A 21715-nucleotide genomic window follows, 5' to 3' on the forward strand; every position below is an offset into this window, starting at 1 on the left:
GTGCCACCGCCCGCTCACCGCCTCCTGGTGCGAACCGTGGTGCGCGCCGGGGCGGCGGACCCCTCTGACCCCTCTGCCCCCTCCACCCCCACTGACCCCACTGACTTCTCCGCCCCTTCCGACTCCTCCGCCTCCTCCGCCTCCTCCGCCTCCTCGGAGGCGATCGCCTCCGGATCGCGTGACCGGCGCTTGGCGATGACCGCGCACACCATCAGCTGGATCTGGTGGAAGAGCATCAGCGGCAGCACGGCCAGCGAGGCCTGGGCGCCGAACAGGACGCTCGCCATCGGCAGTCCGGCGGCGAGCGACTTCTTCGACCCGGCGAACTGGATCGCGATCCGGTCCTCGCGGCCGAAGCGCAGCGTCTTCGCCCCGTACCAGGTGAGCAGCAGCATCACGGCCAGCAGCACGGCCTCCACCGCCAGCAGCCCGGCCAGCCGGACCGGGCTGACCTGGTGCCAGATGCCCTGAACCATGCCCTCGCTGAACGCGGTGTAGACGACGAGGAGGATCGAGCCGCGGTCGACGAGCCCGAGGGCCTTCCTGTGCCGGGCGACGAAGCCACCGATCCAGCGGCGCAGCGCCTGCCCGGCGACGAACGGCACCAGCAGCTGCAGCACGATCTCGACCACCGAGTCGGCCGAGAACCCGCCCCCGCCCGCGCCGCCGAGCAGGGCTGCCGCCAGCAGCGGCGTCACGACGATGCCCACCAGGGAGGAGAAGGACCCGGCGCAGATCGCGGCGGGCACGTTGCCGCGCGCGATGGAGGTGAAGGCGATCGAGGACTGGATGGTCGACGGGACCAGGGTGAGGAAGAGCAGGCCCTGGTAGAGGGGGTCGGTCAGGAAGACCGGGACGAGGCCGCGGGACGCGAGGCCGAGCAGCGGGAAGACGACGAAGGTGCAGGCCAGCACGGTGACGTGGAGCCGCCAGTGGCGCACTCCGTCCATCGCCTCACGGGTGGAGAGCCGGGCGCCGTAGAGGAAGAAGAGGAACGCGATCGCGGCGGTGGAGGCACCGGAGGCGATGTCCGCGCCCGTGCCGCGGGCCGGCAGCAGCGCCGCGAGGCCCACCGTCCCGAGCAGCAGCAGGATGTACGGGTCGATCGGCAGCCGACGCGGCCGTCGCAGGCGTCTCACGGTGCTCCACTTACTCGTCGTGCTCATTCGTCTTGCTCGTCGTGCTCATTCGTCTTGCTCGTCGTGCTCATTCGTCTTGCTCGTCGTGCTTTCATCGCGTTCGCGGGGCTCCCAGGCCCCGGCTCCATCATCCTGCTCCCTCGCTCAGCGATCGGGAAACCGGTATACCGCTCTGACTGTCATCACGTACCGCGATAGCGTGGGAGGGTGTACGACCCCTCTCACCTGCGTACGTTCCTGTCGGTGGCCCAGACGCTGAGCTTCACGCAGGCCGCCCGGCGGCTCGGACTGCGCCAGTCCACCGTGAGCCAGCACGTGCGGCGGCTGGAGGACGCCACCGGCCGGCAGCTCTTCAGCCGCGACACGCACTCCGTGGAGCTGACGGAGGACGGCGAGGCGATGCTCGGGTTCGCGCGCCGGATCCTGGAGGTGCACGAGCAGGCGACGGCCTTCTTCACGGGCACCCGGCTGCGCGGAAGGCTGCGGTTCGGGGCCTCCGAGGACTTCGTGCTGACCCGGCTGCCGGAGATCCTGGAGGGTTTCCGGCACGATCACCCCGAGGTCGACCTGGAGCTGACGGTGGAGCTGTCGGGGACGCTGCACGAGCGGCTGGCCGCCGGGAAGCTCGACCTGGTGCTGGCCAAGCGGCGGCCCGAGGACCCGCGGGGCGAGCCGGTCTGGCGCGACCGTCTGGTGTGGATCGGCGCGGAGCGGCTGCGCCTCGACCCGGACCGCCCGGTGCCGCTCATCGTCTATCCGCCGCCGGGCATCACCCGCGCGCTCGCTCTCGACGCCCTGCAGCGCCAGGGCCGCGAGTGGCGCGTCGCGTGCACCAGCGGCAGCCTCAACGGGCTGATCGCGGCGGCCCGCGCGGGCCTCGGCGTGATGGCGCACTCACGCGGACTGATCCCGCCCGGCCTGGTACGGGTGCCGGACCGGGCCGGGCTGCCGGAGCTCGGCCGGGTCGACTTCGTGCTGGTGCACGGCCGGCGCCGCCCCTCGGCGCAGGGCGCGGCGGACGCCCTCGCGTCGGCGGTCCTGGCGGGCGGCGACCGGTTGCAGCGGCCTCGGCGCACGGGCCTCGGATAGGCGGGCCGGGGTGCGGGTGTGACGGAATCCGCGGCGCCCGCGCTGAAGGAGGAGTGGGCGACCGCGGCCGCGTACCGACGGTAAGTGTGTCGTACAGATTCGGTGGAGATTGCGGAGCCGAAACCCGCCCAACGGCCGGGAACGTGCCCGACCCTTCCCCATGTGAGCGCATTTCCTCTCGCTGACCAGCGCGAACATGAGCGCTGTTCGATTTTTGCGGCCCTCCCGCCCCGGCCCCGCGTGGGGTAGCTTTCACCGCGCTGTGCGGGGGGCCACCAGAAGCGGGGAGCGGGGTTTGCGCGAGTTCACCAGTCCTCCGTCGACGTTGCCACCACCGGTGGGCGGTCTGGCCGACGTGGTCTTCCGGCATGCCCAGGAGGACCCGGACCACATCGCGCTCGGCCGCAAGGACGACGCCGGGCGGTGGCGGGACGTGACCGCCGGCGCGTTCCGCGACGAGGTGCTGGCCCTCGCCAAAGGGCTCCTCGCCCAGGGCATCCGCTTCGGCGACCGGGTCGCCGTCATGTCCCGCACCCGCTACGAGTGGACCCTCCTCGACTTCGCCCTGTGGACGATCGGCGCCCAGGTGGTGCCCGTCTACCCGACCTCGTCGGCCGAGCAGTGCCTGTGGATGCTGCACGACGCCGAGGTGACCGCGGCGGTCGTCGAGCACGAGGACCACGCGATGACGATCGCCACCGTCATCGACCGGCTGCCGCACCTGCGGGGCCTGTGGCAGCTCGACTCCGGCGCCGTCCAGGAGCTGTACGACGCGGGCGCCCACCTGGACGACGAGGTGGTGCACCGGCACCGGAAGGCGGTCACACCCGACACGCCCGCCACCGTCATCTACACCTCGGGCACCACCGGCCGGCCCAAGGGCTGCGTCATCTCGCACGGCAACTTCATGTACGAGGCGGACACCGTCATCGAGCGCTGGGAGCCGGTGTTCCACTCCCGGAAGGGCGACGAGGCGGCGACCCTGCTGTTCCTGCCGCTCGCCCACGTCTTCGGCCGCATGGTGGAGGTCGCGGCGATCCGCGGCCGGGTCCGCTTCGGCCACCAGCCGCAGCTGAACGCCGCCGCGCTGCTGCCCGATCTGGCCGCCTTCCGGCCGACGTTCATCCTGGCCGTGCCGTACATCTTCGAGAAGGTGTTCAACGCGGCCCGGCGCAAGGCCGAGCAGGAGGGTAAGGCCGGTCCCTTCGAGAAGGCCGTCGACGTGGCGGTGAGGTACGCGGAGGCGGTGGAGGCGAAGGCCTGGGGCAGCGGCCCCGGCCCGTCGGCGGGGCTGCGCGTGCAGCACCAGCTCTTCGACAAGCTCGTCTACGCCAAGGTGCGGGCGGCGATGGGCGGACGCATCCGCAACGCCATGTCGGGCGGCTCGGCGATGGACCGGCGGCTCGGCCTGTTCTTCGCGGGCGCGGGTGTGCGGATCTACGAGGGGTACGGCCTGACCGAGTCCACGGCGGCGGCCACCGCCAACCCGCCCGAACGCACCCGCTTCGGCACCGTCGGGGTGCCCGTGCCCGGCGTCACCGTGCGCATCGCCGACGACGGCGAGATCTGGCTGAACGGCGACAACGTCTTCCAGGGCTATCTCAACAACCCGGAGGCCACCGGCGAGACCCTGCGGGGCGGCTGGCTGGCCACCGGAGACCTCGGCGCACTGGACGAGGACGGCTACCTCACCATCACCGGCCGCAAGAAGGAGATCCTGGTGACCTCCGGCGGCAAGAGCCTCTCCCCGGGGCTGCTGGAGGAGCGCGTCCGGGACCACCCGCTGGTCAGCCAGTGCATCGTCGTCGGCAACGACCGGCCCTACGTCGCCGCCCTCATCACCCTCGACCAGGAGGCCGTCGACCACTGGCTGACGATGCGCAACAAGCCCCGGCTCCCTGCGGCCGAGCTGGTGCACGACGCCGACCTGGAGACGGAGGTGCGGCGCGCGGTCGTCGCGGCCAACACGCTGGTGTCACAGGCCGAGTCCATCCGCACGTTCCGCATCCTCGCACAGCCGTTCACCGAGGAGCACGGGCTGCTGACACCTTCGCTGAAACTGAAGCGCAAGGCCATCGAGAAGGCCTACCGCGGCGAGGTCGAAGCACTGTACTCGGCATGAATTCGCCGGTCAGGAATGCGGCGGGCGCCGTGATCGTTGACGATATGAGTACCACCTGACCACAACCGAAGGATCAAGAGCTCGTGAGCAGCAAGGTCCCCCCGATCATCCTGAACAACGGCGTCGAGATGCCCCAGCTGGGCTACGGCGTCTGGCAGGTGCCGGACGACGAGGCCGAGACGGCCGTCGCCCAGGCGCTGGAGGCCGGGTACCGCAGCATCGACACAGCGGCGATCTACGGCAATGAAGAGGGCACCGGCAAGGCGCTCGCCGCCTCCGGCGTCGCCCGTGAGGACCTCTTCGTCACCACCAAGCTCTGGAACACGGACCAGGGGTACGACTCCACCCTCCGCGCCTTCGACACGTCGATGGCGAAGCTGGGCCTGGAGTACGTGGACCTGTACCTGATCCACTGGCCCATGCCCGCCAAGGAGCGGTACGTCGACACGTACAAGGCGTTCGAGAAGCTGCACGCCGACGGCCGCGTCCGCGCCATCGGCGTCTCCAACTTCCTGCCGGAGCACCTGGAACGGCTGATCGGCGAGACGTCGGTCATCCCGGCCGTCAACCAGATCGAGCTGCACCCGCACCTCCAGCAGCACGCCGCCCGCGAGTACCACGCGGAGCAGGGCATCGCCACCGAGGCCTGGTCCCCGCTCGGCCAGGGCAAGGGCATCCTGGAGATCCCGGCGATCGTGGCGATCGCCCAGAAGCACGGCCGCACCCCGGCCCAGGTCGTGCTGCGCTGGCACCTCCAGACCGGCAACGTGGTGATCCCGAAGTCCGTGACGCCGTCCCGGATCAAGGAGAACATCGACGTGTTCGGCTTCACCCTGGACAACGAGGACCTCGCGGCGATCAGCGCGCTGAACGAGGACCGGCGGCTGGGCCCCGACCCGGCGGAGTTCAACGGGGAATGACCTTCAGCCCCGCGCGAAGGGGCCCGGTCGGTGCGACCGGACCCCTTCGCGTGTCCCGGTCGGGCTGCCCCGGCGGCCGTACGGCCACGGTGTCGACGTCGGCACCGGCGGGCCGCGCCATGGCCCGGACGACCGGGTCGGCGATCTCGTCGGCGGTGAATCGCCGGGCGGCATGCCGCCGGTGGCGTCCCAGAACCCGGTGACGGCCCCCCGGCGGTGGGGAGTCCGTCACCTGGAGCGCTCTCGAAGTCAGTACCCGGGTCGGGGCGGCGGGGCGGCTCAGGAAGGCCGCTGGGCCGTGTAGACCGTGTGCGCCACCAGCAGGAAAAGGTCCTGACGCCGGTGCGCGCTCGCCTCGTCCCCGGGGTCGAGCAGCCGGTCGAGCGTGGTCCGGTCGACGGCGTCGAGGCCGTCCCCGACCCGGTCGCGCAGCCGGGACAGCGAGGAGACGACGTACGCGCGGACCTCGTCCGTGACGGGCGCGGGCAGGTCCAGCAGGAAGCTGCGGGTACCGGTGTGCTTCAGGCCCGCCGCGGTCAGCAGCGCCGGCCAGTCCTCGGTCTCGTTCACGGAGCCGGGCAGGCTCGCGCGCATCTCCGCGAACGAGTCCTCCTCCACGGCGTGCATCCTGGCCTGCAGCCCGGGGCGCCCGATCCCGAGGTCACGCGGCAGGAACCGGGCGGGCAGGCCGCCCTCCAGGACCGCCAGCGTGCCGCCGGGCGCGAGGTGCCCGGCGAGCGCGGCCAGGGCCGCCCGCTGGTCGCCGAGGTGGTGCAGGCTCTGGCCGGCCCACATCAGATCGGCGGGGTAGTCGAGCTCGCCCAGTACGCCGGGCAGGTCACCGGTGAGGGTGCCGAAGCGGTCGGCGACGCCGAGCCGGGCGGCACGGTCGCGGGCCCGCTCCAGCAGCGCTCCGGCGCCGTCGACGGCGACGACGCGGGCGCCGGGGAAGGCGTCGGCGAACAGGCAGGAGACGACGCCGGGTCCGCTGCCGACGTCGACGACCAGGCCGGGCTCGGTCGCCTCCCGTGCCAGCCAGGTCATGGCCTGCCGGTACAGCGGCGTGTACAGCTCCGCCTGCGCCTCCAGCAGCGGGGCCATCTCGGCCCAGTCCATGTCGGTGTGGTCGTGGTCGTGGCCGTGGCCGTGCCCGGGTCCACGGTGGTCGTGGTTGTGCTGGTGGTGATGGTGGTCGTGCGCCATGGTGGTCAGCCTCCCGTTCGCGATGCCGTCAGCGTGCGACGGCTCACCGCTTCGGGGCAAATCATGTTGCCGCAACCGCAAAACCGCACGCGCCACCGGGGCCCGGCCCGAAGGCCGGGCCCCGACGGCGTCACCTACGCCGGAGCCCGCTCATGACAGGGGCGGGTAGGCGTTCTTCATCAGCTCCTGGAACTGCGCGGAGAACCAGGCCCCGGAGATCGGGGCGTCGGGCAGGGCACCCGACATGCTGTTGCCGTTGCGCGGGTTGCCCGTGTAGGTGGGGTCGCACATCCGGTCGAAGCCCTTGCCGTCCGGGTTCTCGATCAGCTTGCTGGAGCCGTCGGACTCGCCCGGGGGCTTCATCCACACGTACGCGTCGATCCCGTCGGCGGGGCTGGCCTGCGGGCGTTCACCGAGGCCGGCTCCGGACTGGTTGCACCAGTTGCCGGGGTGGATGCGGCGGTCGTAGCGTCCGCCGTCCACGTAGGTGTTCACGTCGGTCGTCGCGCCCGGTCCGGTGGGCCGGTCGGCGCCGCCCCAGCCGTTGCGGGAGGTGTCGATCAGCATGCCGAGGTTCTGGTCGAAGCCGAGCGAGACCAGCTTGTCGCGCATGGCCTGGGCGTAGGACAGCTCGTCGGTGTACTGGTTCCAGTCGACCCAGTCGGACTGGCGCACGGAGGTCCCGTTCACCGAGTCCGTGATCTTGAAGTTCTCCTCCTTCAGGGCGCTGTAGTTGGCGGTGTTGACGATGAAGCCGTGCACGTCGTCGAGGGTCGCCCCCTCGGTGGTGGCGGCGGTCTTGAAGATCTCGGCGGAGGGGCCGAAGTTGCTGTCCCAGCCGAGCCAGCCGTGGTGGCCGGCGTCGACGTAGTTGTAGACGTTGCCGGCGTCGGCGAGCTTGTTCAGGGCGTAGCCGACACCCTTCTGGTAATTGCCGTTGGCCTTCATCTCGTCGCAGTTCTCCGTGACGGTCGGCCGCCCGGAGACGTTGGTGATCAGGTTGGGCAGCGAGTCGATCTCGACCGTGGTGACGATCCGGAGGTCCGCGTACTTCGAGTCGGCGAGGATCTCGGCGATCGGGTCGATGTACTCGGTCTTGTACCGGTCGATCTCCGTCGGGCCCAGTTCACCGTTGGAGGCGAGGGCGGAGCAGTCGCGTCCCGGCAGGTTGTAGATGACCAGCTGGACCACCATCTCGCCGGAGCCCTTCTGCTCCAGCGCGGCATCCAGGTGGTCGCGCAGGCCCATGCCGCCGTTGGCGCCCTCGATGGCGGCGATCCGGTCGAGCCACACCCCGGTCGGCTCATCGGCGATACGGTCGCCGCCGGGCTCGGCGGCGGCGTTGGCCGACCACTCGGGGTTCACGTAGACCTTGGCGCCGTCATAGGGGTTGTCCACCCGGTCGGAGGGGCCACCGGGGTCCGGCGGGTCGGTCGGGTCCGGGTCGGGCGATCCGCCGTCGTCGACGTTGCAGGTCACGCCGTTGAGGGTGAAGGTGGCCGGGATCGCGTTGCTGCCGCTGTAGGTGCCCTGGAAGCCGAAGCTCGCCGAACCGCCCGTGGACAGGGTGCCGTTGTAGGACTCGTTGGCCACGGTGACGGCGGCACCGCTCTGGCTGACCTTGGCGTTCCAGCTGTTGGTGACCTTCTGGTTGCCGGCGTACGTCCACCCCAGCGTCCAGCTGGAGGTGGCGGCGCCGTTGTTGGTGACGGTCACGGCGGCGGTGAAGCCGCTGCCCCAGTCGTTCTGCACCTTGTAGTCGACGGCGCAGGGGACGGCCGCCGCGCCGGCGTTCGCGGACTGGGCGGCGAAGGCCGTGCCGGTTGCCCCGGCGACCAGTGTCAGGGCGGCGAGCATCGCGGTTCTGCTACGGGTCATGAGTGCGGGTTCCTTCTTTCGTGGGGGTGCGGGTGCTGTCGTACGGGGCCGCGCGCCGACGGGGCGCGGCCCGCTGCCGAACGGCATGGGGGTGCCGTGATCGGAGGTCAGGAGCAGCCCGCGGGCGCGATGGGACCGCCCGGGGGGTGTGCGGGCCGGCACGCCGGCCGATGACGCGTGGGACAGGCCGCGACCGCGGCTAAAAGTCCTGAACACGAAGGGTGGAGCGGGGGGTGTCGCATGAGCGACTCCTTGCAGTTCGGGCGCGCCGTGACGAACGCGTCGACTGATGGAACCGCTCCCACTGGTGCCAGTGAAGGTAGCGCCAAGTGACGGTGAAGAACAGGGGAGTCACTGACTTTCTCTCAGCACCACCTGTCGAATCTTTTCGACTCTTCACACATCTTGACCGCCCCGCCCCCTCTCCCCACTATGGGAGCGCTCCCACTGGTTCAAGGCTTGTTGCTCCTCCCCCACACCTCCCCGAGCCGCAAGGAGGAACCAGCACCATGCATCCCGGACGCAGACGCAGACGCCGCACCGCGCGGCGGTTGTGGACCACCGCACTCGCCGCTCTCGCACTCCCCCTCACGATGCTGAGCAGCGGTTCGACTCCCGCTCAGGCGGCGGCACTCCAGTGCAGCGTGGACTACAGGACCAACGACTGGGGCTCCGGCTTCACCGCGGAGCTGACGCTCACCAACCGCGGCGCCGACGCCATCGACGGCTGGACGCTGACGTACGACTACGCGGGGAACCAGAAGCTGACCAACGGCTGGAACGGCACCTGGGCCCAGTCGGGGCGGACGGTCACCGTGAAGAACGCCCCGTACAACGCGCGGATCGCCGCGGGTGCCGCAGTCTCCACCGGCGGGCAGTTCACGTACAGCGGCACCAACACCGCACCGACCGGCTTCGCGGTCAACGGCACCTCCTGCGTCGGCGCGCACCAGCCGCCCATCGCGGTACTGACCAGCCCGGAGGCGGGCGCGGTGTACTCGCAGGGCGAGGCGGTCCCGCTGGCGGCCACGGCGGCCGCCGCCGACGACGCCACGATCAGCAAGGTGGAGTTCTACGACGACACCACACTGCTGGGCACCGACACCAGCTCGCCCTACACGCACTCCGCCTCCGGATTGACCGTGGGCAGTCATTCCCTGGTGGCGAAGGCGTACGACAGCATGGGCGCCTCCGCGAGCTCGACACCGGTCGGCATCACGATCGCCTCGGGACCGACCGTGGTGGCCAGCCCCAGCCAACTGGGCGTTCAGCAGGGTGAGTCGGGGACGTACGAGGTCAAGCTGTCGAAGCAGCCGGCCGCGAACGTCGCCGTGACGACGTCCCGCGCGAGCGGCAACACCGGCCTGTCGGTCTCCGGCGGGGCGACCCTCACCTTCACCCCGGCGAACTGGGACACCGCACAGCGGGTGACCATCGCGGCCGACGCCTCCGGCACCGGCTCGGCGGTCTTCGAGTCGACGGCCCCCGGCCACGGCAAGGCCACGGTCACCGTGACCCAGCTGGCCGCCGCGAAGGACTACGACGCCCGCTTCCTGGAGCTCTACGGGAAGATCACCGACCCGGCGAACGGCTACTTCTCCCCCGAGGGCGTTCCGTACCACTCGGTCGAGACCCTGATCGTCGAGGCCCCCGACCACGGGCACGAGACCACGTCCGAGGCGTACAGCTACCTGCTGTGGCTCCAGGCCATGTACGGCAAGGTGACCGGCGACTGGACGAGGTTCAACAACGCCTGGGAGATCATGGAGACGTACATGATCCCCACGCACGCCGACCAGCCGACCAACTCGGCCTACAACGCCTCGAAGCCGGCGACGTACGCGCCCGAGCTGGACACTCCGCAGGAGTACCCGGCGCCCCTGGACGGCACCGTCTCCGTCGGCCCGGATCCGATCGCCGCCGAGCTGAAGTCGGCGTACGGCACGGACGACGTGTACGGCATGCACTGGCTCCAGGACGTCGACAACACCTACGGCTACGGCAACTCGCCCGGCAAGTGCGAGGCGGGTCCGTCCGACACCGGCCCGTCGTACATCAACACCTTCCAGCGCGGCGCGCAGGAGTCGGTGTGGGAGACGGTGCCGCAGCCGACCTGCGACGCCTTCAAGTACGGCGGCGAGAACGGCTACCTGGACCTCTTCACGGGTGACGCGTCCTACGCGAAGCAGTGGAAGTTCACCAACGCCCCGGACGCCGACGCGCGGGCCGTGCAGGCCGCGTACTGGGCGGACAAGTGGGCCGAGGAGCAGGGCAAGGGCGACGAGATCGCCGGCACCCTCGACAAGGCCGCCAAGATGGGCGACTACCTGCGCTACGCCATGTTCGACAAGTACTTCAAGAAGGTCGGGAACTGCGTGGGACCGGCGAGCTGCCCGGCCGGCACCGGCAAGGACTCCTCGCACTACCTGCTGTCCTGGTACTACGCCTGGGGCGGCGCCGTGGACACCTCGGCGGGCTGGGCCTGGCGCATCGGCTCCAGCCACACCCACGGCGGCTACCAGAACCCGCTGGCCGCGTACGCGCTGAGCACCTACGACGACCTGAAGCCGAAGTCGGCGACAGGTGCGTCCGACTGGGCGAAGTCCCTGGACCGGCAGGTGGAGTTCTACCGCTGGCTGCAGTCCGACGAGGGCGCCATCGCGGGCGGCGCGACCAACAGCTGGGCGGGCCGGTACGCGACCCCGCCGGCCGGCACGCCGACCTTCTACGGCATGTACTACGACGAGAAGCCGGTGTACCACGACCCGCCGTCCAACCAGTGGTTCGGCTTCCAGGCGTGGTCCATGGAACGGGTCGCCGAGTACTACCAGCAGAGCGGCGACGCGCGGGCCAAGGAGGTCCTGGACAAGTGGGTCGACTGGGCGCTGTCGGAGACGACGGTCAACCCGGACGGCAGCTTCCTGATGCCCTCGACGCTGAAGTGGTCGGGGCAGCCGGACACCTGGAACGCGGCCTCCCCCGGCGACAACGCCTCCCTGCACGTCACCGTCGCGGACTACACCAACGACGTCGGCGTGGCGGCGGCGTACGCCAAGACCCTGACGTACTACGCCGACCGCTCGGGCGACACGGAGGCGGCGGCGACCGCGAAGGCGCTGCTGGACGGCATGTGGGAGAACAACCAGACCGCGCTCGGCATCGCCGTCCCGGAGACCCGCGCCGACTACGACCGCTTCGACGACCCGGTGCACGTCCCCAGCGGCTGGACCGGGACCATGCCGAACGGCGACACGATCGACGCGTCGTCGACCTTCTCCTCGATCCGCTCCTTCTACCAGGACGACCCGGCCTGGTCGAAGATCGAGAGCTATCTCGCGGGCGGTGCCGCGCCCACGTTCACGTACCACCGCTTCTGGGCGCAGGCGGACATCGCCCTCGCCATGGGTTCGTACGCGGAGCTGCTCGAATAGCCCCCGCCGGGCGCTCCGCGGGTTGGGCGGTTCTTGGGACTGCGGGCCGGTGCGTGGCCGGTCGCGCAGTTCCCCGCGCCCCTGAGGGGCGCGGTGGGCACCGCTTCATTCCGGGTGGCGCTTGACGGCTCCGCGTGCAGGTCCCGTCACCGGACGACGGGACCATCCGACCGGGCGGCCCCTCACCCACGCCGAGGGCCGCCCGGTCCTCGCACGTTCCCCCTCCCCGAACGGTCCCTGCGAAAGGAAGACTCCCCACCGTGCGAAGAACCCGCATCCTCACGACCGTGCTCGCGCTGGCCGCCGGACTGCTCTCGGGCGCCCCCGCCGCACTGGCCGCCGAGGCACCGCAGGCCGCACTCACCGCCGACACCTACACCTGGAAGAACGCCCGCATCGACGGCGGCGGCTTCGTCCCCGGCATCGTCTTCAACCGCACCGAGAAGGACCTCGCCTACGCCCGCACCGACATCGGCGGCGCCTACCGCTGGCAGGAGCCGACGCAGACCTGGACGCCGCTGCTCGACCACGTCGGCTGGGACGACTGGGGCCACACCGGCGTGGTCAGCGTGGCCTCCGACTCCGTCGACCCGGACCGGGTGTACGCGGCGGTCGGCACGTACACCAACGACTGGGACCCGGGCAACGGCGCGGTCCTGCGCTCCGCCGACCGGGGCGCCACCTGGAAGAAGGCCGACCTGCCCTTCAAGCTGGGCGGCAACATGCCGGGCCGCGGCATGGGCGAGCGCCTCGCGGTCGACCCGCACGACAACGACGTGCTGTACCTGGGCGCGCCCAGCGGGAACGGCCTGTGGCGGTCGACCGACGCGGGCGCGACCTGGGCCGAGGTGACGGCCTTCCCGAACCCCGGCGACTACGCGCAGGACCCGGGCGACACGAGCGGCTACGCCTCCGACAACCAGGGCATCGTCTGGGTGACGTTCGACGAGTCGACGGGCAGCGCGGGTACGGCGACCAGGACGGTCTACGTCGGGGTCGCCGACAAGGAGAACGCCGTCTACCGCTCGACGGACGCGGGCGCGACCTGGCAGCGGATCCCCGGTCAGCCCACCGGCTACCTGGCCCACAAGGGCGTACTGGACGCGGAGAACGGCTACCTCTACCTCGCCTACAGCGACACGGGCGGCCCGTACGACGGCGGCAAGGGCCGGCTGTACCGGTACGCGACGGCGACCGGCACCTGGACGGACATCAGCCCGGTCGCGGAGGCGGACACCTACTACGGCTTCAGCGGCCTGACCGTCGACCGGCAGAACCCGGGCACGGTGATGGCGACGGCGTACAGCTCCTGGTGGCCGGACACGCAGATCTTCCGCTCCACGGACAGCGGCGGCACCTGGTCCCAGGCGTGGAACTACACGTCGTACCCCACCCGCGAGAACCGGTACACGATGGACGTCTCGTCGTCCCCCTGGCTGACCTGGGGCGCGAATCCGTCGCCGCCCGAGGAGACACCGAAGCTGGGCTGGATGACGGAGGCGCTGGAGATCGACCCGTTCGACTCGGACCGGATGATGTACGGCACCGGCGCCACGGTCTACGGCACCGAGAACCTCACGAACTGGGACGACGACGGCGGCAGGTTCACCATCGAACCCATGGTGCGCGGCCTGGAGGAGACGGCGGTGAACGACCTGGCCGCTCCCCCGTCGGGCGCCCCGCTGCTCAGCGCGCTGGGCGACGTCGGCGGCTTCCGGCACACGAGCCTGACCGAGGTCCCGTCGATGATGTTCACCTCCCCGAACTTCACCTCCACCACGAGCCTGGACTTCGCGGAGACGAACCCGGACACGGTCGTCCGGGCCGGCAATCTCGACACGGGCCCGCACATCGCGTTCTCCACGGACAACGGAGCCAACTGGTTCGGCGGGACCGACCCCGCGGGGGTGAGCGGCGGCGGCACCGTCGCGGCGGGCGCGGACGGCAGCCGCTTCGTGTGGAGCCCGCAGGGCGCCGGCGTGCACTTCACGACGGGCTTCGGCACGTCCTGGCAGGCGTCGAGCGGCATCCCGGCCGGGGCGGTCGTCGAGTCCGACCGGGTCGACCCCGAGACCTTCTACGGCTTCAAGTCCGGCACGTTCTACGTCAGCACGGACGGCGGCGCGACCTTCACACCGTCGGCGGCGACCGGCCTGCCCGCCGGTGACAGTGTCCGCTTCAAGGCGCTGCCGGGCGGGGAGGGCGACATCTGGCTGGCCGGCGGTGCGGCGGACGGCCCGTACGGCCTGTGGCACTCGACGGACGGCGGCGTGACCTTCACCAAGCTGTCCGACGTCGACGAGGCCGACACCATCGGCTTCGGCAAGGCGGCACCGGGCGCCTCCTACCAGACCCTGTTCACCAGCGCGGAGATCGGCGGCGTCCGCGGCATCTTCCGCTCCACCGACCAGGGCGCCACCTGGACCCGCGTCAACGACGACGCCCACCAGTGGGGCTGGACCGGCGCGGCCATCACCGGCGACCCGCGGGTGTACGGGCGGGTGTACGTGGCGACCAACGGGCGGGGCGTCATCTACGGCGACACGGGCGGCGACGACGGTGGCGGGCCCGGCCCGGGTCCCGACCCGGGGCCGACCGGCGCGTGCGCGGTGACGTACACGATCACCAACCAGTGGTCCGGCGGCTTCCAGGCGGACGTCCGCCTCACCAACACCGGCAGCTCGCCCTGGAACGGCTGGGCCCTGGACTGGTCCTTCGCGAACGGCCAGAAGGTGACCCAGATGTGGAACGCCGAGCACACCCGGTCGGGCACGACGGTGACGGCCAGGAACACCGGCTGGAACGCCAACGTGCCGGCCGGCGCCTCGGTGGGCTTCGGCTTCACGGGCGAGTGGTCGGGCGCGAACGCGAAACCGGCGTCGTTCACGGTGGGGGGCCGGACCTGCTCGACCGGCTGACCGCCCGCCCGCGTCAGGTCACGCCGCCGAGGGACGGCTGTGGCCTCCCACGCACGACGGCCCCGAACCGGCAGGGTTCGGGGCCGTCGCTGCGAGGTCGGTCAGGCGACGACGTCGATGTACGTGGAGGGCCCGTAGCTGCCACCCTTGACCGGGGTGACGTACATACGGACGGACTTGCCCTCTCTGAGGTCGCCGCCCTTCCAGGGACTGCAGTAACCGGCCGTGTGGCCGCGGGTGTCGACACGCCGGTCGATGACACCGTCGTAGTTGTAGTCGAGGGCGGTCTCGATGCCCCAGCCGTCCGACTTGGTGTCGCAGGCCCTGATGGCGTCGCCGGGGATCGAACCGGACGGGTCCGCGTTCCAGGTGGCGCTTCCCGCACCGTTGGGGGCGTAGATGGTCACTGATCCCGCCCAAGCCTGGCCCTGCAGGCCGACGGCCAGACCGATCGCGCAGGCACCGGTGACGAGTGCTCGGATCGCGGTTCTCCGGGTCTTCATGCTGCTTCCTCCCCTGGCCGGGGACCTCGCGCCCCTGGCATGCACGGAACAATATGCCACACGTTGATCAACTGCAGAAGTCCCTTCGGGCCCCTCAGTGGTGAGCCCCGCCGCAGGTCAGGGCGTGTACACCGTCGGCCTGGGCGCCGTCGCCATGCCGGCGCCGATGAAGAAGCTCGGGTGCGGGGGCTGGTTGTAGGCGGTGTTCTGCCAGGCCAGGGCCGTGCGGTACTGGGTGTCGTGGAGGAGGGTCGTGATCCTCCGGTCCGTGTCGTGCGGGGTGGAGTAGATGCGCAGGGCCGTGTTGTTCGACGTGCGCCAGACGACCTCCTCCCGCCAGTCGCCGAGGATGTCGCCGGCGAGGACCGGTGTGGCCTTCGTGCCGTTGTTGGAGGCGACGCCGGAGCCGGTGAGGAGGCGGGTGTCGCCGGAGGTGCCGTACTTGTCCACGCGGGTGCCGTCGAGGAGCTCACGGACGGGGTCGCCGTCCCACCAGGACAGGAAGTTGGCGCTGGAGGGCTTGCGGCTGCTCACGACCGTGCCCTTCGGGTTGCGGATGCCGCTCTCGACCGACGACCAGGACTCGGCGCCCGCGCTGCCGGACCAGATGTCGGCGGAGACGCCCCGGCCGTTGTCGCCGTTCGCGCCGGTGGACCAGATGACCTGGCCGGTGCGCGCGTCCGCCATCCACGAGGACGGCTTCGAGCCGTCCTCGTCGACCTTGAACTCCTCCAGGCCCGCACGGGACGGGTCCAGGTCGCCGACGTGCATGGCATCGCCGTGGCCGTTCCTCGTGGTCCACAGGGCATGGCCGTTGTCGTCGACGGCCATCGCCCCGTAGACGATCTCGTCCCTGCCGTCCCCGTCGACGTCGGCGACGGACAACTGGTGGTTGCCCTGGCCGTCGTAGCCCTTGCCGGCGTTGGTGGAGGAGTTGGTGTCGAAGGTCCAGCGGCGGGTGAACCGCCCGTCGCGCCAGTCCCAGGCGGCGATGACGGAGCGGGTGTAGTAGCCGCGCGCCATGATCAGGGAGGGGCGGGAGCCGTCCAGGTACGCCGTGCCCGCCAGGAACCGGTCGACGCGGTTGCCGTAGGAGTCGCCCCAGGAGGAGACGTTGCCCCGGGCCGGGACGTAGTCGACGGTGCCCATGGCCCTGCCGGTCTGCCCGTTGAACATGGTCAGGTACTCGGGGCCGGACAGGATGTAGCCGGACGCGTTGCGGTGGTCGGCCGAGGAACTGCCGATGACCGCGCCGGTGCCGTCCCGCGTGCCGTCGGCGGTCTTCATGGCCACCTCGGCCTTGCCGTCGCCGTCGTAGTCGTACACCTGGAACTGCGTGTAGTGGGCGCCCGAGCGGATGTTGCGGCCCAGGTCGACGCGCCACAGGCGGGTGCCGTCGAGCTTGACGCCGTCGACGATCGTGTTGCCCGTGTAGCCGGACTGCGAGTTGTCCTTGGCGTTGGTCGGCTGCCACTTGAGGACGAGGTCCGGCGCGCCGTCGCCGTCGAGGTCGCCGACGGAGGCGTCGTTGGCCTCGTAGGTGTAGGAGACGCCGTCGGGTGTGGTGCCGCCGGCCGGTGGGCTGATGGGGACGTCCTTGTAGCCGGCCCGGAACTGGATCGCGTGGACCGAGTCGCCCTGCTCCGTGCCGTTCACGACCGCGCGGACGGTGTAGTCGGCGTGGGAGGGGGCGCCCGAGTGGAAGAAGGTGGTGGAGCGGGTGACCGGACTGGAGTTGACCTTGGTGCCGGCCCGGTAGACGTTGAACGAGACGTTGTCCGGGTCGCTGCCCAGCCAGCGCCAGCTGACCAGGTTGCCGTCACCGGTGTGGACGCTGACCACGCCCCGGTCGAGGGCCTCGACCTGCCGGGCCGTGGCGGCCTCGGCGGTGTCGGTGGTGAGGGTCGTCAGACCCGCGCCGGCGAGCCCGGTGGCGGCGAGGGCCGCGGCCAGGACGAACGGGCGTCTGCGGTACGTGCGGGAGTGCCTCACGGGACGGACCTCCTTGAGGACGGATGGGTTCCGCCTCTCAGTCGCCGCCGGGAGCCGCCGGGTTGCCGCACCCGGCCTACGGTTTCGTGAACGCCCTCAGGGTGAAGACCGGGTCGGGGCGCGGCCGGTCCTGGTCGGGGAGGGCCGCCAGCCGGGCGGCGAAACGCTCCGCGCGCGGATCGCCCGGCGGCAGCGTGACGAACCAGCCGCGCCGCAGGTCGGCGATGGTGCGACGGGGGCTGCGGCCCTGGCCGTGGCCGGTGAAGCGGGCCTGGCCCGCCGGCCTCAGGCCGTGTGCGCGGGCGTAGGACTCGACGAGGTCCGCGGCGTCGTGGACGGTGCTGGGCGGGCGGGAGGCGAGCACGGTGTCGATGTCGCTGCCCACGTTGTGCGAGGCGCCCTTGTCGACCGTCGTCACGTACACCCCGCCGGGCCGCAGGACGCGGGCGCACTCGCCGACGATCGCCCGCGCGTTCTCGGCGCTGCCGGCGAGGTGCAGCAGCCACACACTGCTGACGGCGTCGAACTCCCCGCCCCGGAAGGGCAGTCGGCGGCTGTCGGCCAGCACGACGGCGCCGGGCAGCCGGTCGGCGGCGTACCGGGCCATGGCGGGGGTGAGGTCGGCGCCGGTCACGCGCATGCCCTCGCGTCCGGCGGCGAGGCGCCGGGTGACGATGCCGGTGCCGCAGGCGACGTCGAGCAGGCTGCGCGCCTGCCGCGGTACGAGGCTCAGTACGGCCTGTGCGGCGGCCTCGGCGCGGGGCTCGCCGCCGCGGGAGGCGTCGTAGCGCTCCGCTTCCTTGTCGTAGTCGAGCACATCCGTCAGTGTGCCCCATGGCCGGCGGCCAGGTCCTCCACCCTGCGGGCGAGCTCGACGTCCTTCTCGGTGACGGCGCCGCCCGCACTGTGGGTGTGCACGGCCAGGGAGACCGTGTCGTAGCCGAGGGTCAGGTCGGAGTGGTGGTCGAGCTCCTCCTGCACCTGGGCGATGTGGACGACCATCGCGGTCGCCGCGAAGTGCGAGCCGAGCCGGTAGGAACGGGTGAGGCGGCCGGCGTCCAGGGACCAGCCCGGCAGTTCGGCCAGCCTCTCCTCGATCTCCTTCTGCGACAGCGGTTCGACGGGCATGGGCTGCGCTCCTCTCCTCGGCGGCGGCACCTTTTCAGCCTGCCACAGGATCGCCGCGCGGACCCTGGTCAGGAGCGTCGGCCGGTCCCGGTGCGGACCGCCGTCGGCTACCGTTCGGCGTATGACCGCACTCATGTCCGGTACCGCCCCCACCGCCCAGGGCGTGGGCCCCCTGCTGCGGGCCTGGCGGGAGCAGCGGCGGATCAGCCAGTTGGAGCTGGCCCTGCGCGCCGACTCCTCCGCCCGGCACATCAGCTTCGTCGAGACGGGCCGCTCCCGGCCGAGCGCGGAGATGGTGCTGCGGCTCGCCGAGCACCTGGACGTCCCCGTGCGGGAGCGCAACGCGCTGCTGCTCGCGGCCGGTTACGCCCCGCACTACCCGGAGACCCCGCTGGACGATCCGGCGATGGACGCCCTGCGCGAGGGCATGGAGCGGCTGATCCGGGGTTACGAGCCCTATCCCGCGCTGGTCGTCGACGCGACGTACCAGGTGCTGGCCGCCAACCGGGGCATCCTGATGCTGATGGACGGCGTGGCGGAGCACCTGCTCGAGCCGCCGCTGAACGCGATGCGGCTGACCCTGCACCCGGAGGGCCTGGCGCCGCGCATCCGCAACCTGCGCGAGTGGCGCGGGCATCTGCTGGAGCAGATGCGGGGGCAGATCGCCCTGCGCCGCTCGGAGCCGCTGCGGGCGCTGTACGAGGAGGTGGCGGCGTATCCGGTGCCGGACACGGCGGCGGGGGAGGAGCCGGCCGAGACGGTGCCGTGCTTCGCACTGCCCATGCAGCTCGAACACGAGGGTCACGTCCTGTCGCTCATCTCGTCCATCTCCACCTTCAACACGCCGATGGACGTGACCGTCGCCGAGCTGGCCATCGAGACGTTGCTCCCGGCCGACCCGGCGACGGTGAAGTACCTTCACACGCTGTGTTCCTGACGCTGCCTCAGCGCAACGTACTGCAGCAGCGCGAAGCCCGCGACGGCAAGCGCCTGGAGCACCGTCCACACCGCACCGGCCGTGGTGGGCGTCAGCCAGAGGGCGAGGGCGGCGAAACTGACGGCCGACCACGCGAGGTTGGCCTCGACCACGGCCCGCACGGCGAGCGCCGGAGGCCGGCGGCGCGCGGCCACCAGGGCCACACCGGCCGCGTACACCGCGAGGAACGCCCCGAGGCCGAGCAGCAGCCCGGAGCCGGCACCGAGGAAGCGGCCCAGGGGCCCCGAGAGCGCGAGGTAGGCGACCGCGTTGGTACCGGTCACCACCGCGTCCAGCACCAGGAAGCGGCGCAGCATCAGCTGCGGTTCGGCGGTGCGGGCGAGTGCGGCCAGCTGGTTCGTGGACATGACGAGTCACCCTCCGTCGGGGTCGGACACGGCTGCGGGGCCGGGTTCCGGGCCGGAGTGCGCCGGCCCGGAACCCGGTGACTCCACGATCGCGTCCGGGCCCCGCCGGGTCGATTACCCGGCAGGTAATGATGTTGGTCCCCGCCCACCCCTGTGAGACCGGCGGGGGGACATGACACACTGCGGGCAGACTTGGGCGCGTTGGGGAGGCGTGGCGTGAGTGAGCGGCGGGCCGCACCCACCGTGGGCCAGGTGGTCCTCGGCAGACGGCTGCAGGAACTCCGGGAGGCGGCGGGCCTCAAGCGCGAGGAGGCCGCCAAGGTGCTCCGGGTGGCCCCGGCGACCGTGCGGCGCATGGAAACGGCCGAGGTCGCCCTGAAGATCCCGTACATCCAGATCCTGCTGACGGCGTACGGCGTGCCCGAGGGCGAGGTGTCGGCGTTCGTCGCGCTGGCCGAGGACGCGAACCAGCCGGGCTGGTGGCAGCGGTACCACGACGTGCTGCCGGACTGGTTCAGCATGTACGTGAGCCTGGAGGGTGCCGCGCGGATCGTCCGTTCCTACGAGCCGCACTTCGTCCCGGGGCTGCTGCAGACCGAGGACTACGCGCGCTCGGTGCTGGAGGCCGGGACGATCGGGAGCGCGGGCCTGGACGCGGTGGAGCGGCACGTGTCGCTGCGCATGGAGCGGCAGCGGCTGCTGGAGGGCGCGGACGCGCCCCACCTGTGGGTGGTGATGGACGAGACGGTGCTGCGGCGCCCGGTGAGCATCGACGGCCGGGTGATGCGCGACCAGTTGGAGAAGCTGCTGGAGTTCTCGGCCCGGGACCGGGTGACGCTCCAGGTCGCCGAGTTCGCGGACGGGCCGCACCCGGGAACGTACGCGCCGTTCACGCTCTTCCGGTTCGCGGAGCCGGAGCTGCCGGACATGGTCTTCACCGAGTACCTGACCGGTGCGCTGTACCTGGACTCCCGCGCGGAGGTCTCCGCGCATCTGGAGGTGCTGGACCACATGACGGCGCGTGCCGCCTCGACCGAGCGCACCGAGAAGGTCCTGCGCGAGTACCGCGAGGCCTTCTGACCCGGCGCCCCCGGCACACCGGGCCCCAGCCCCCCGCCCCGAACACCCGCGTCCGAACGCACCGGGCCCGCACAGCCCGGGCCCGACCACCCACCAGGCTCCGAGGAGACGAGAGCGCATGACCGGATCCGACGCCACCCCCGCCCCCATCGACACCAGCCGGCCGCATCCGGCCCGTGTCTACGACTGGTGGCTGGGCGGCAAGGACAACTACCCGGTGGACGAGGAGCTGGCCCGCAGGATCCTCGCCGCGGACAGCACGGCGGTCCGCGGGGCGCGGGCCAACCGCCGGTTCATGCACCGCGCCGTCCGTACCCTCGCCGAGGCCGGGATCCGCCAGTTCCTGGACATCGGCACCGGCATCCCCACCGAGCCGAACCTGCACCAGGTGGCCCAGGCGGTGGCGCCCGAGTCACGCGTCGTCTACGCCGACAACGACCCGATCGTCCTGCGGCACGCCGAGGCACTGCTGCACGGCTCGGCGGAGGGATCCACCGAGTACGTCCACGCGGACGTCCGGGATCCGGACACGATCCTGCGGCTGGCGGGTGAGTCCCTGGACTTCGGCCGGCCGGTCGCCCTGTCGCTGGTGGCCCTGACGCACTACCTCGGCGACGCGGTCGACGGCGACGACGTGCACGGTCTGCTGAAGCGGTACGTCGACGCCCTCGCCCCGGGCAGCTACCTCGTCCTCTCCCAGGTCACACCCGATCTGAACCCTGAGGCGGTGGGCAAGGCCGCCGGTCTGTTCGCCCGCAGCGGCACGCCGTTCTACCCGCGCTCCCTCACCGAGTTCTCGCGCTTCTTCGACGGCCTGGAGCTGCTGGGGCCCGGCACCATCCCGGTCACCGGGTGGCGGCCGGACCCGGAGGACGTGGCGGCGCAGGCGGAGGGCATCGTGCCGGTGTACGCGGGGGTGGCCCGCAAGGCCTGACCCGGACGCCGTGCCGCCCGCCTGACCCGTACGG

General features: G+C 71.5%; 16 protein-coding genes. 8 read left to right on the top strand and 8 right to left on the bottom strand.

The genetic code is table 11. From position 1 onward, the window contains the following. Positions 1–14: 14 nt before the first annotated feature. A complete protein-coding gene (locus ACZ7G3_RS22665; RefSeq protein WP_470927890.1) occupies positions 15–1166 on the bottom strand; it encodes a bile acid:sodium symporter family protein in 1152 nt (383 codons plus the stop codon). A 180-nt stretch (positions 1167–1346) separates the two neighbouring features. Between ACZ7G3_RS22665 and ACZ7G3_RS22670 the strand changes: the two genes are divergently transcribed. The 3 genes from ACZ7G3_RS22670 to ACZ7G3_RS22680 all read left to right on the top strand — a co-directional run bounded on the left by ACZ7G3_RS22670 (position 1347) and on the right by ACZ7G3_RS22680 (position 5270). Next, entirely contained in the window at positions 1347–2228 is an 882-nt protein-coding gene (locus tag ACZ7G3_RS22670; protein ID WP_470927892.1) for a LysR substrate-binding domain-containing protein, read from the top strand. A 295-nt stretch (positions 2229–2523) separates the two neighbouring features. Continuing rightward, on the top strand, positions 2524–4350 hold the full coding sequence (locus ACZ7G3_RS22675; protein WP_470927894.1) for an AMP-dependent synthetase/ligase: 1827 nt from the start codon (positions 2524–2526) through the stop codon (positions 4348–4350). A gap of 83 nt (positions 4351–4433) precedes the next feature. Further along, positions 4434–5270 carry an aldo/keto reductase gene (locus ACZ7G3_RS22680; protein ID WP_426597436.1) on the top strand — a complete coding sequence of 279 codons (837 nt, stop codon included), beginning with the start codon at positions 4434–4436 and terminating at the stop codon, positions 5268–5270. 279 nt (positions 5271–5549) lie between these two features. Here ACZ7G3_RS22680 and ACZ7G3_RS22685 read toward each other — a convergent pair whose 3' ends face one another. Both ACZ7G3_RS22685 and ACZ7G3_RS22690 read right to left on the bottom strand, forming a co-directional pair. Next, on the bottom strand, positions 5550–6473 hold the full coding sequence (locus ACZ7G3_RS22685) for a class I SAM-dependent methyltransferase (protein ID WP_470927896.1): 924 nt from the start codon (positions 6471–6473) through the stop codon (positions 5550–5552). Positions 6474–6623: 150 nt separating this feature from the next. Next, on the bottom strand, positions 6624–8351 hold the full coding sequence (locus ACZ7G3_RS22690) for a glycoside hydrolase family 6 protein (protein ID WP_470927898.1): 1728 nt from the start codon (positions 8349–8351) through the stop codon (positions 6624–6626). Positions 8352–8860: 509 nt separating this feature from the next. Here ACZ7G3_RS22690 and ACZ7G3_RS22695 point away from each other — a divergent pair. Together ACZ7G3_RS22695 and ACZ7G3_RS22700 are read left to right on the top strand one after the other, a co-directional pair. Next, positions 8861–11782: a glycoside hydrolase family 48 protein gene (locus ACZ7G3_RS22695; RefSeq protein WP_470927900.1), complete on the top strand. Its 2922-nt coding sequence runs from the start codon at positions 8861–8863 to the stop codon at positions 11780–11782. Positions 11783–12042: 260 nt separating this feature from the next. Continuing rightward, complete coding sequence (locus tag ACZ7G3_RS22700) at positions 12043–14700, top strand: cellulose binding domain-containing protein (protein WP_470927902.1); 2658 nt, start codon at positions 12043–12045, stop codon at positions 14698–14700. 101 nt (positions 14701–14801) lie between these two features. Here the strand turns inward: ACZ7G3_RS22700 and ACZ7G3_RS22705 are convergent, their stop codons facing one another. The 4 genes from ACZ7G3_RS22705 to ACZ7G3_RS22720 form a co-directional block, all read right to left on the bottom strand. After that, on the bottom strand, positions 14802–15203 hold the full coding sequence (locus ACZ7G3_RS22705) for a hypothetical protein (protein WP_426517640.1): 402 nt from the start codon (positions 15201–15203) through the stop codon (positions 14802–14804). 117 nt (positions 15204–15320) lie between these two features. After that, positions 15321–17195 (bottom strand): rhamnogalacturonan lyase, encoded by a 1875-nt coding sequence (locus ACZ7G3_RS22710; RefSeq protein ID WP_470927904.1) that lies wholly within the window; start codon positions 17193–17195, stop codon positions 15321–15323. A 76-nt stretch (positions 17196–17271) separates the two neighbouring features. Beyond that, the gene (locus ACZ7G3_RS22715; protein WP_470927906.1) at positions 17272–18012 is read right to left on the bottom strand and encodes a class I SAM-dependent methyltransferase; all 741 of its coding nucleotides are present in this window, start codon (positions 18010–18012) and stop codon (positions 17272–17274) included. A 5-nt stretch (positions 18013–18017) separates the two neighbouring features. Beyond that, a complete protein-coding gene (locus ACZ7G3_RS22720; RefSeq protein WP_470927908.1) occupies positions 18018–18323 on the bottom strand; it encodes a 4a-hydroxytetrahydrobiopterin dehydratase in 306 nt (101 codons plus the stop codon). A gap of 121 nt (positions 18324–18444) precedes the next feature. Between ACZ7G3_RS22720 and ACZ7G3_RS22725 the strand changes: the two genes are divergently transcribed. Beyond that, positions 18445–19260, top strand: coding sequence for a helix-turn-helix domain-containing protein (locus tag ACZ7G3_RS22725; RefSeq protein ID WP_470927910.1), 816 nt, complete (start codon positions 18445–18447; stop codon positions 19258–19260). On the opposite strand, the gene ACZ7G3_RS22730 is transcribed toward ACZ7G3_RS22725, so the two are convergent. Continuing rightward, on the bottom strand, positions 19242–19667 hold the full coding sequence (locus ACZ7G3_RS22730; protein WP_470927912.1) for a hypothetical protein: 426 nt from the start codon (positions 19665–19667) through the stop codon (positions 19242–19244). The two genes, ACZ7G3_RS22725 and ACZ7G3_RS22730, sit on opposite strands and share 19 nt — an antisense overlap. Before the next feature lie 216 nt (positions 19668–19883). Between ACZ7G3_RS22730 and ACZ7G3_RS22735 the strand changes: the two genes are divergently transcribed. Then, the gene (locus ACZ7G3_RS22735; RefSeq protein WP_426597447.1) at positions 19884–20747 is read left to right on the top strand and encodes a helix-turn-helix domain-containing protein; all 864 of its coding nucleotides are present in this window, start codon (positions 19884–19886) and stop codon (positions 20745–20747) included. Between the two features lie 118 nt (positions 20748–20865). Then, positions 20866–21681: an SAM-dependent methyltransferase gene (locus ACZ7G3_RS22740; protein WP_426597448.1), complete on the top strand. Its 816-nt coding sequence runs from the start codon at positions 20866–20868 to the stop codon at positions 21679–21681. Positions 21682–21715 lie beyond the last annotated feature (34 nt).

The sequence above is a fragment of the Streptomyces sp. NPDC037271 genome, assembly GCF_055603605.1.

Bases quoted from the DNA above. Each gene is read 5' to 3' on its own strand.
- ACZ7G3_RS22665 (WP_470927890.1), bottom strand. From the start codon at position 1,166: ATGAGCACGACGAGTAAGTGGAGCACCGTGAGACGCCTGCGACGGCCG.
- ACZ7G3_RS22685 (WP_470927896.1), bottom strand. From the start codon at position 6,473: ATGGCGCACGACCACCATCACCACCAGCACAACCACGACCACCGTGGA.
- ACZ7G3_RS22690 (WP_470927898.1), bottom strand. From the start codon at position 8,351: ATGACCCGTAGCAGAACCGCGATGCTCGCCGCCCTGACACTGGTCGCC.
- ACZ7G3_RS22695 (WP_470927900.1), top strand. From the start codon at position 8,861: ATGCATCCCGGACGCAGACGCAGACGCCGCACCGCGCGGCGGTTGTGG.
- ACZ7G3_RS22705 (WP_426517640.1), bottom strand. From the start codon at position 15,203: ATGAAGACCCGGAGAACCGCGATCCGAGCACTCGTCACCGGTGCCTGC.
- ACZ7G3_RS22720 (WP_470927908.1), bottom strand. From the start codon at position 18,323: ATGCCCGTCGAACCGCTGTCGCAGAAGGAGATCGAGGAGAGGCTGGCC.
- ACZ7G3_RS22725 (WP_470927910.1), top strand. From the start codon at position 18,445: ATGACCGCACTCATGTCCGGTACCGCCCCCACCGCCCAGGGCGTGGGC.
- ACZ7G3_RS22730 (WP_470927912.1), bottom strand. From the start codon at position 19,667: ATGTCCACGAACCAGCTGGCCGCACTCGCCCGCACCGCCGAACCGCAG.
- ACZ7G3_RS22740 (WP_426597448.1), top strand. From the start codon at position 20,866: ATGACCGGATCCGACGCCACCCCCGCCCCCATCGACACCAGCCGGCCG.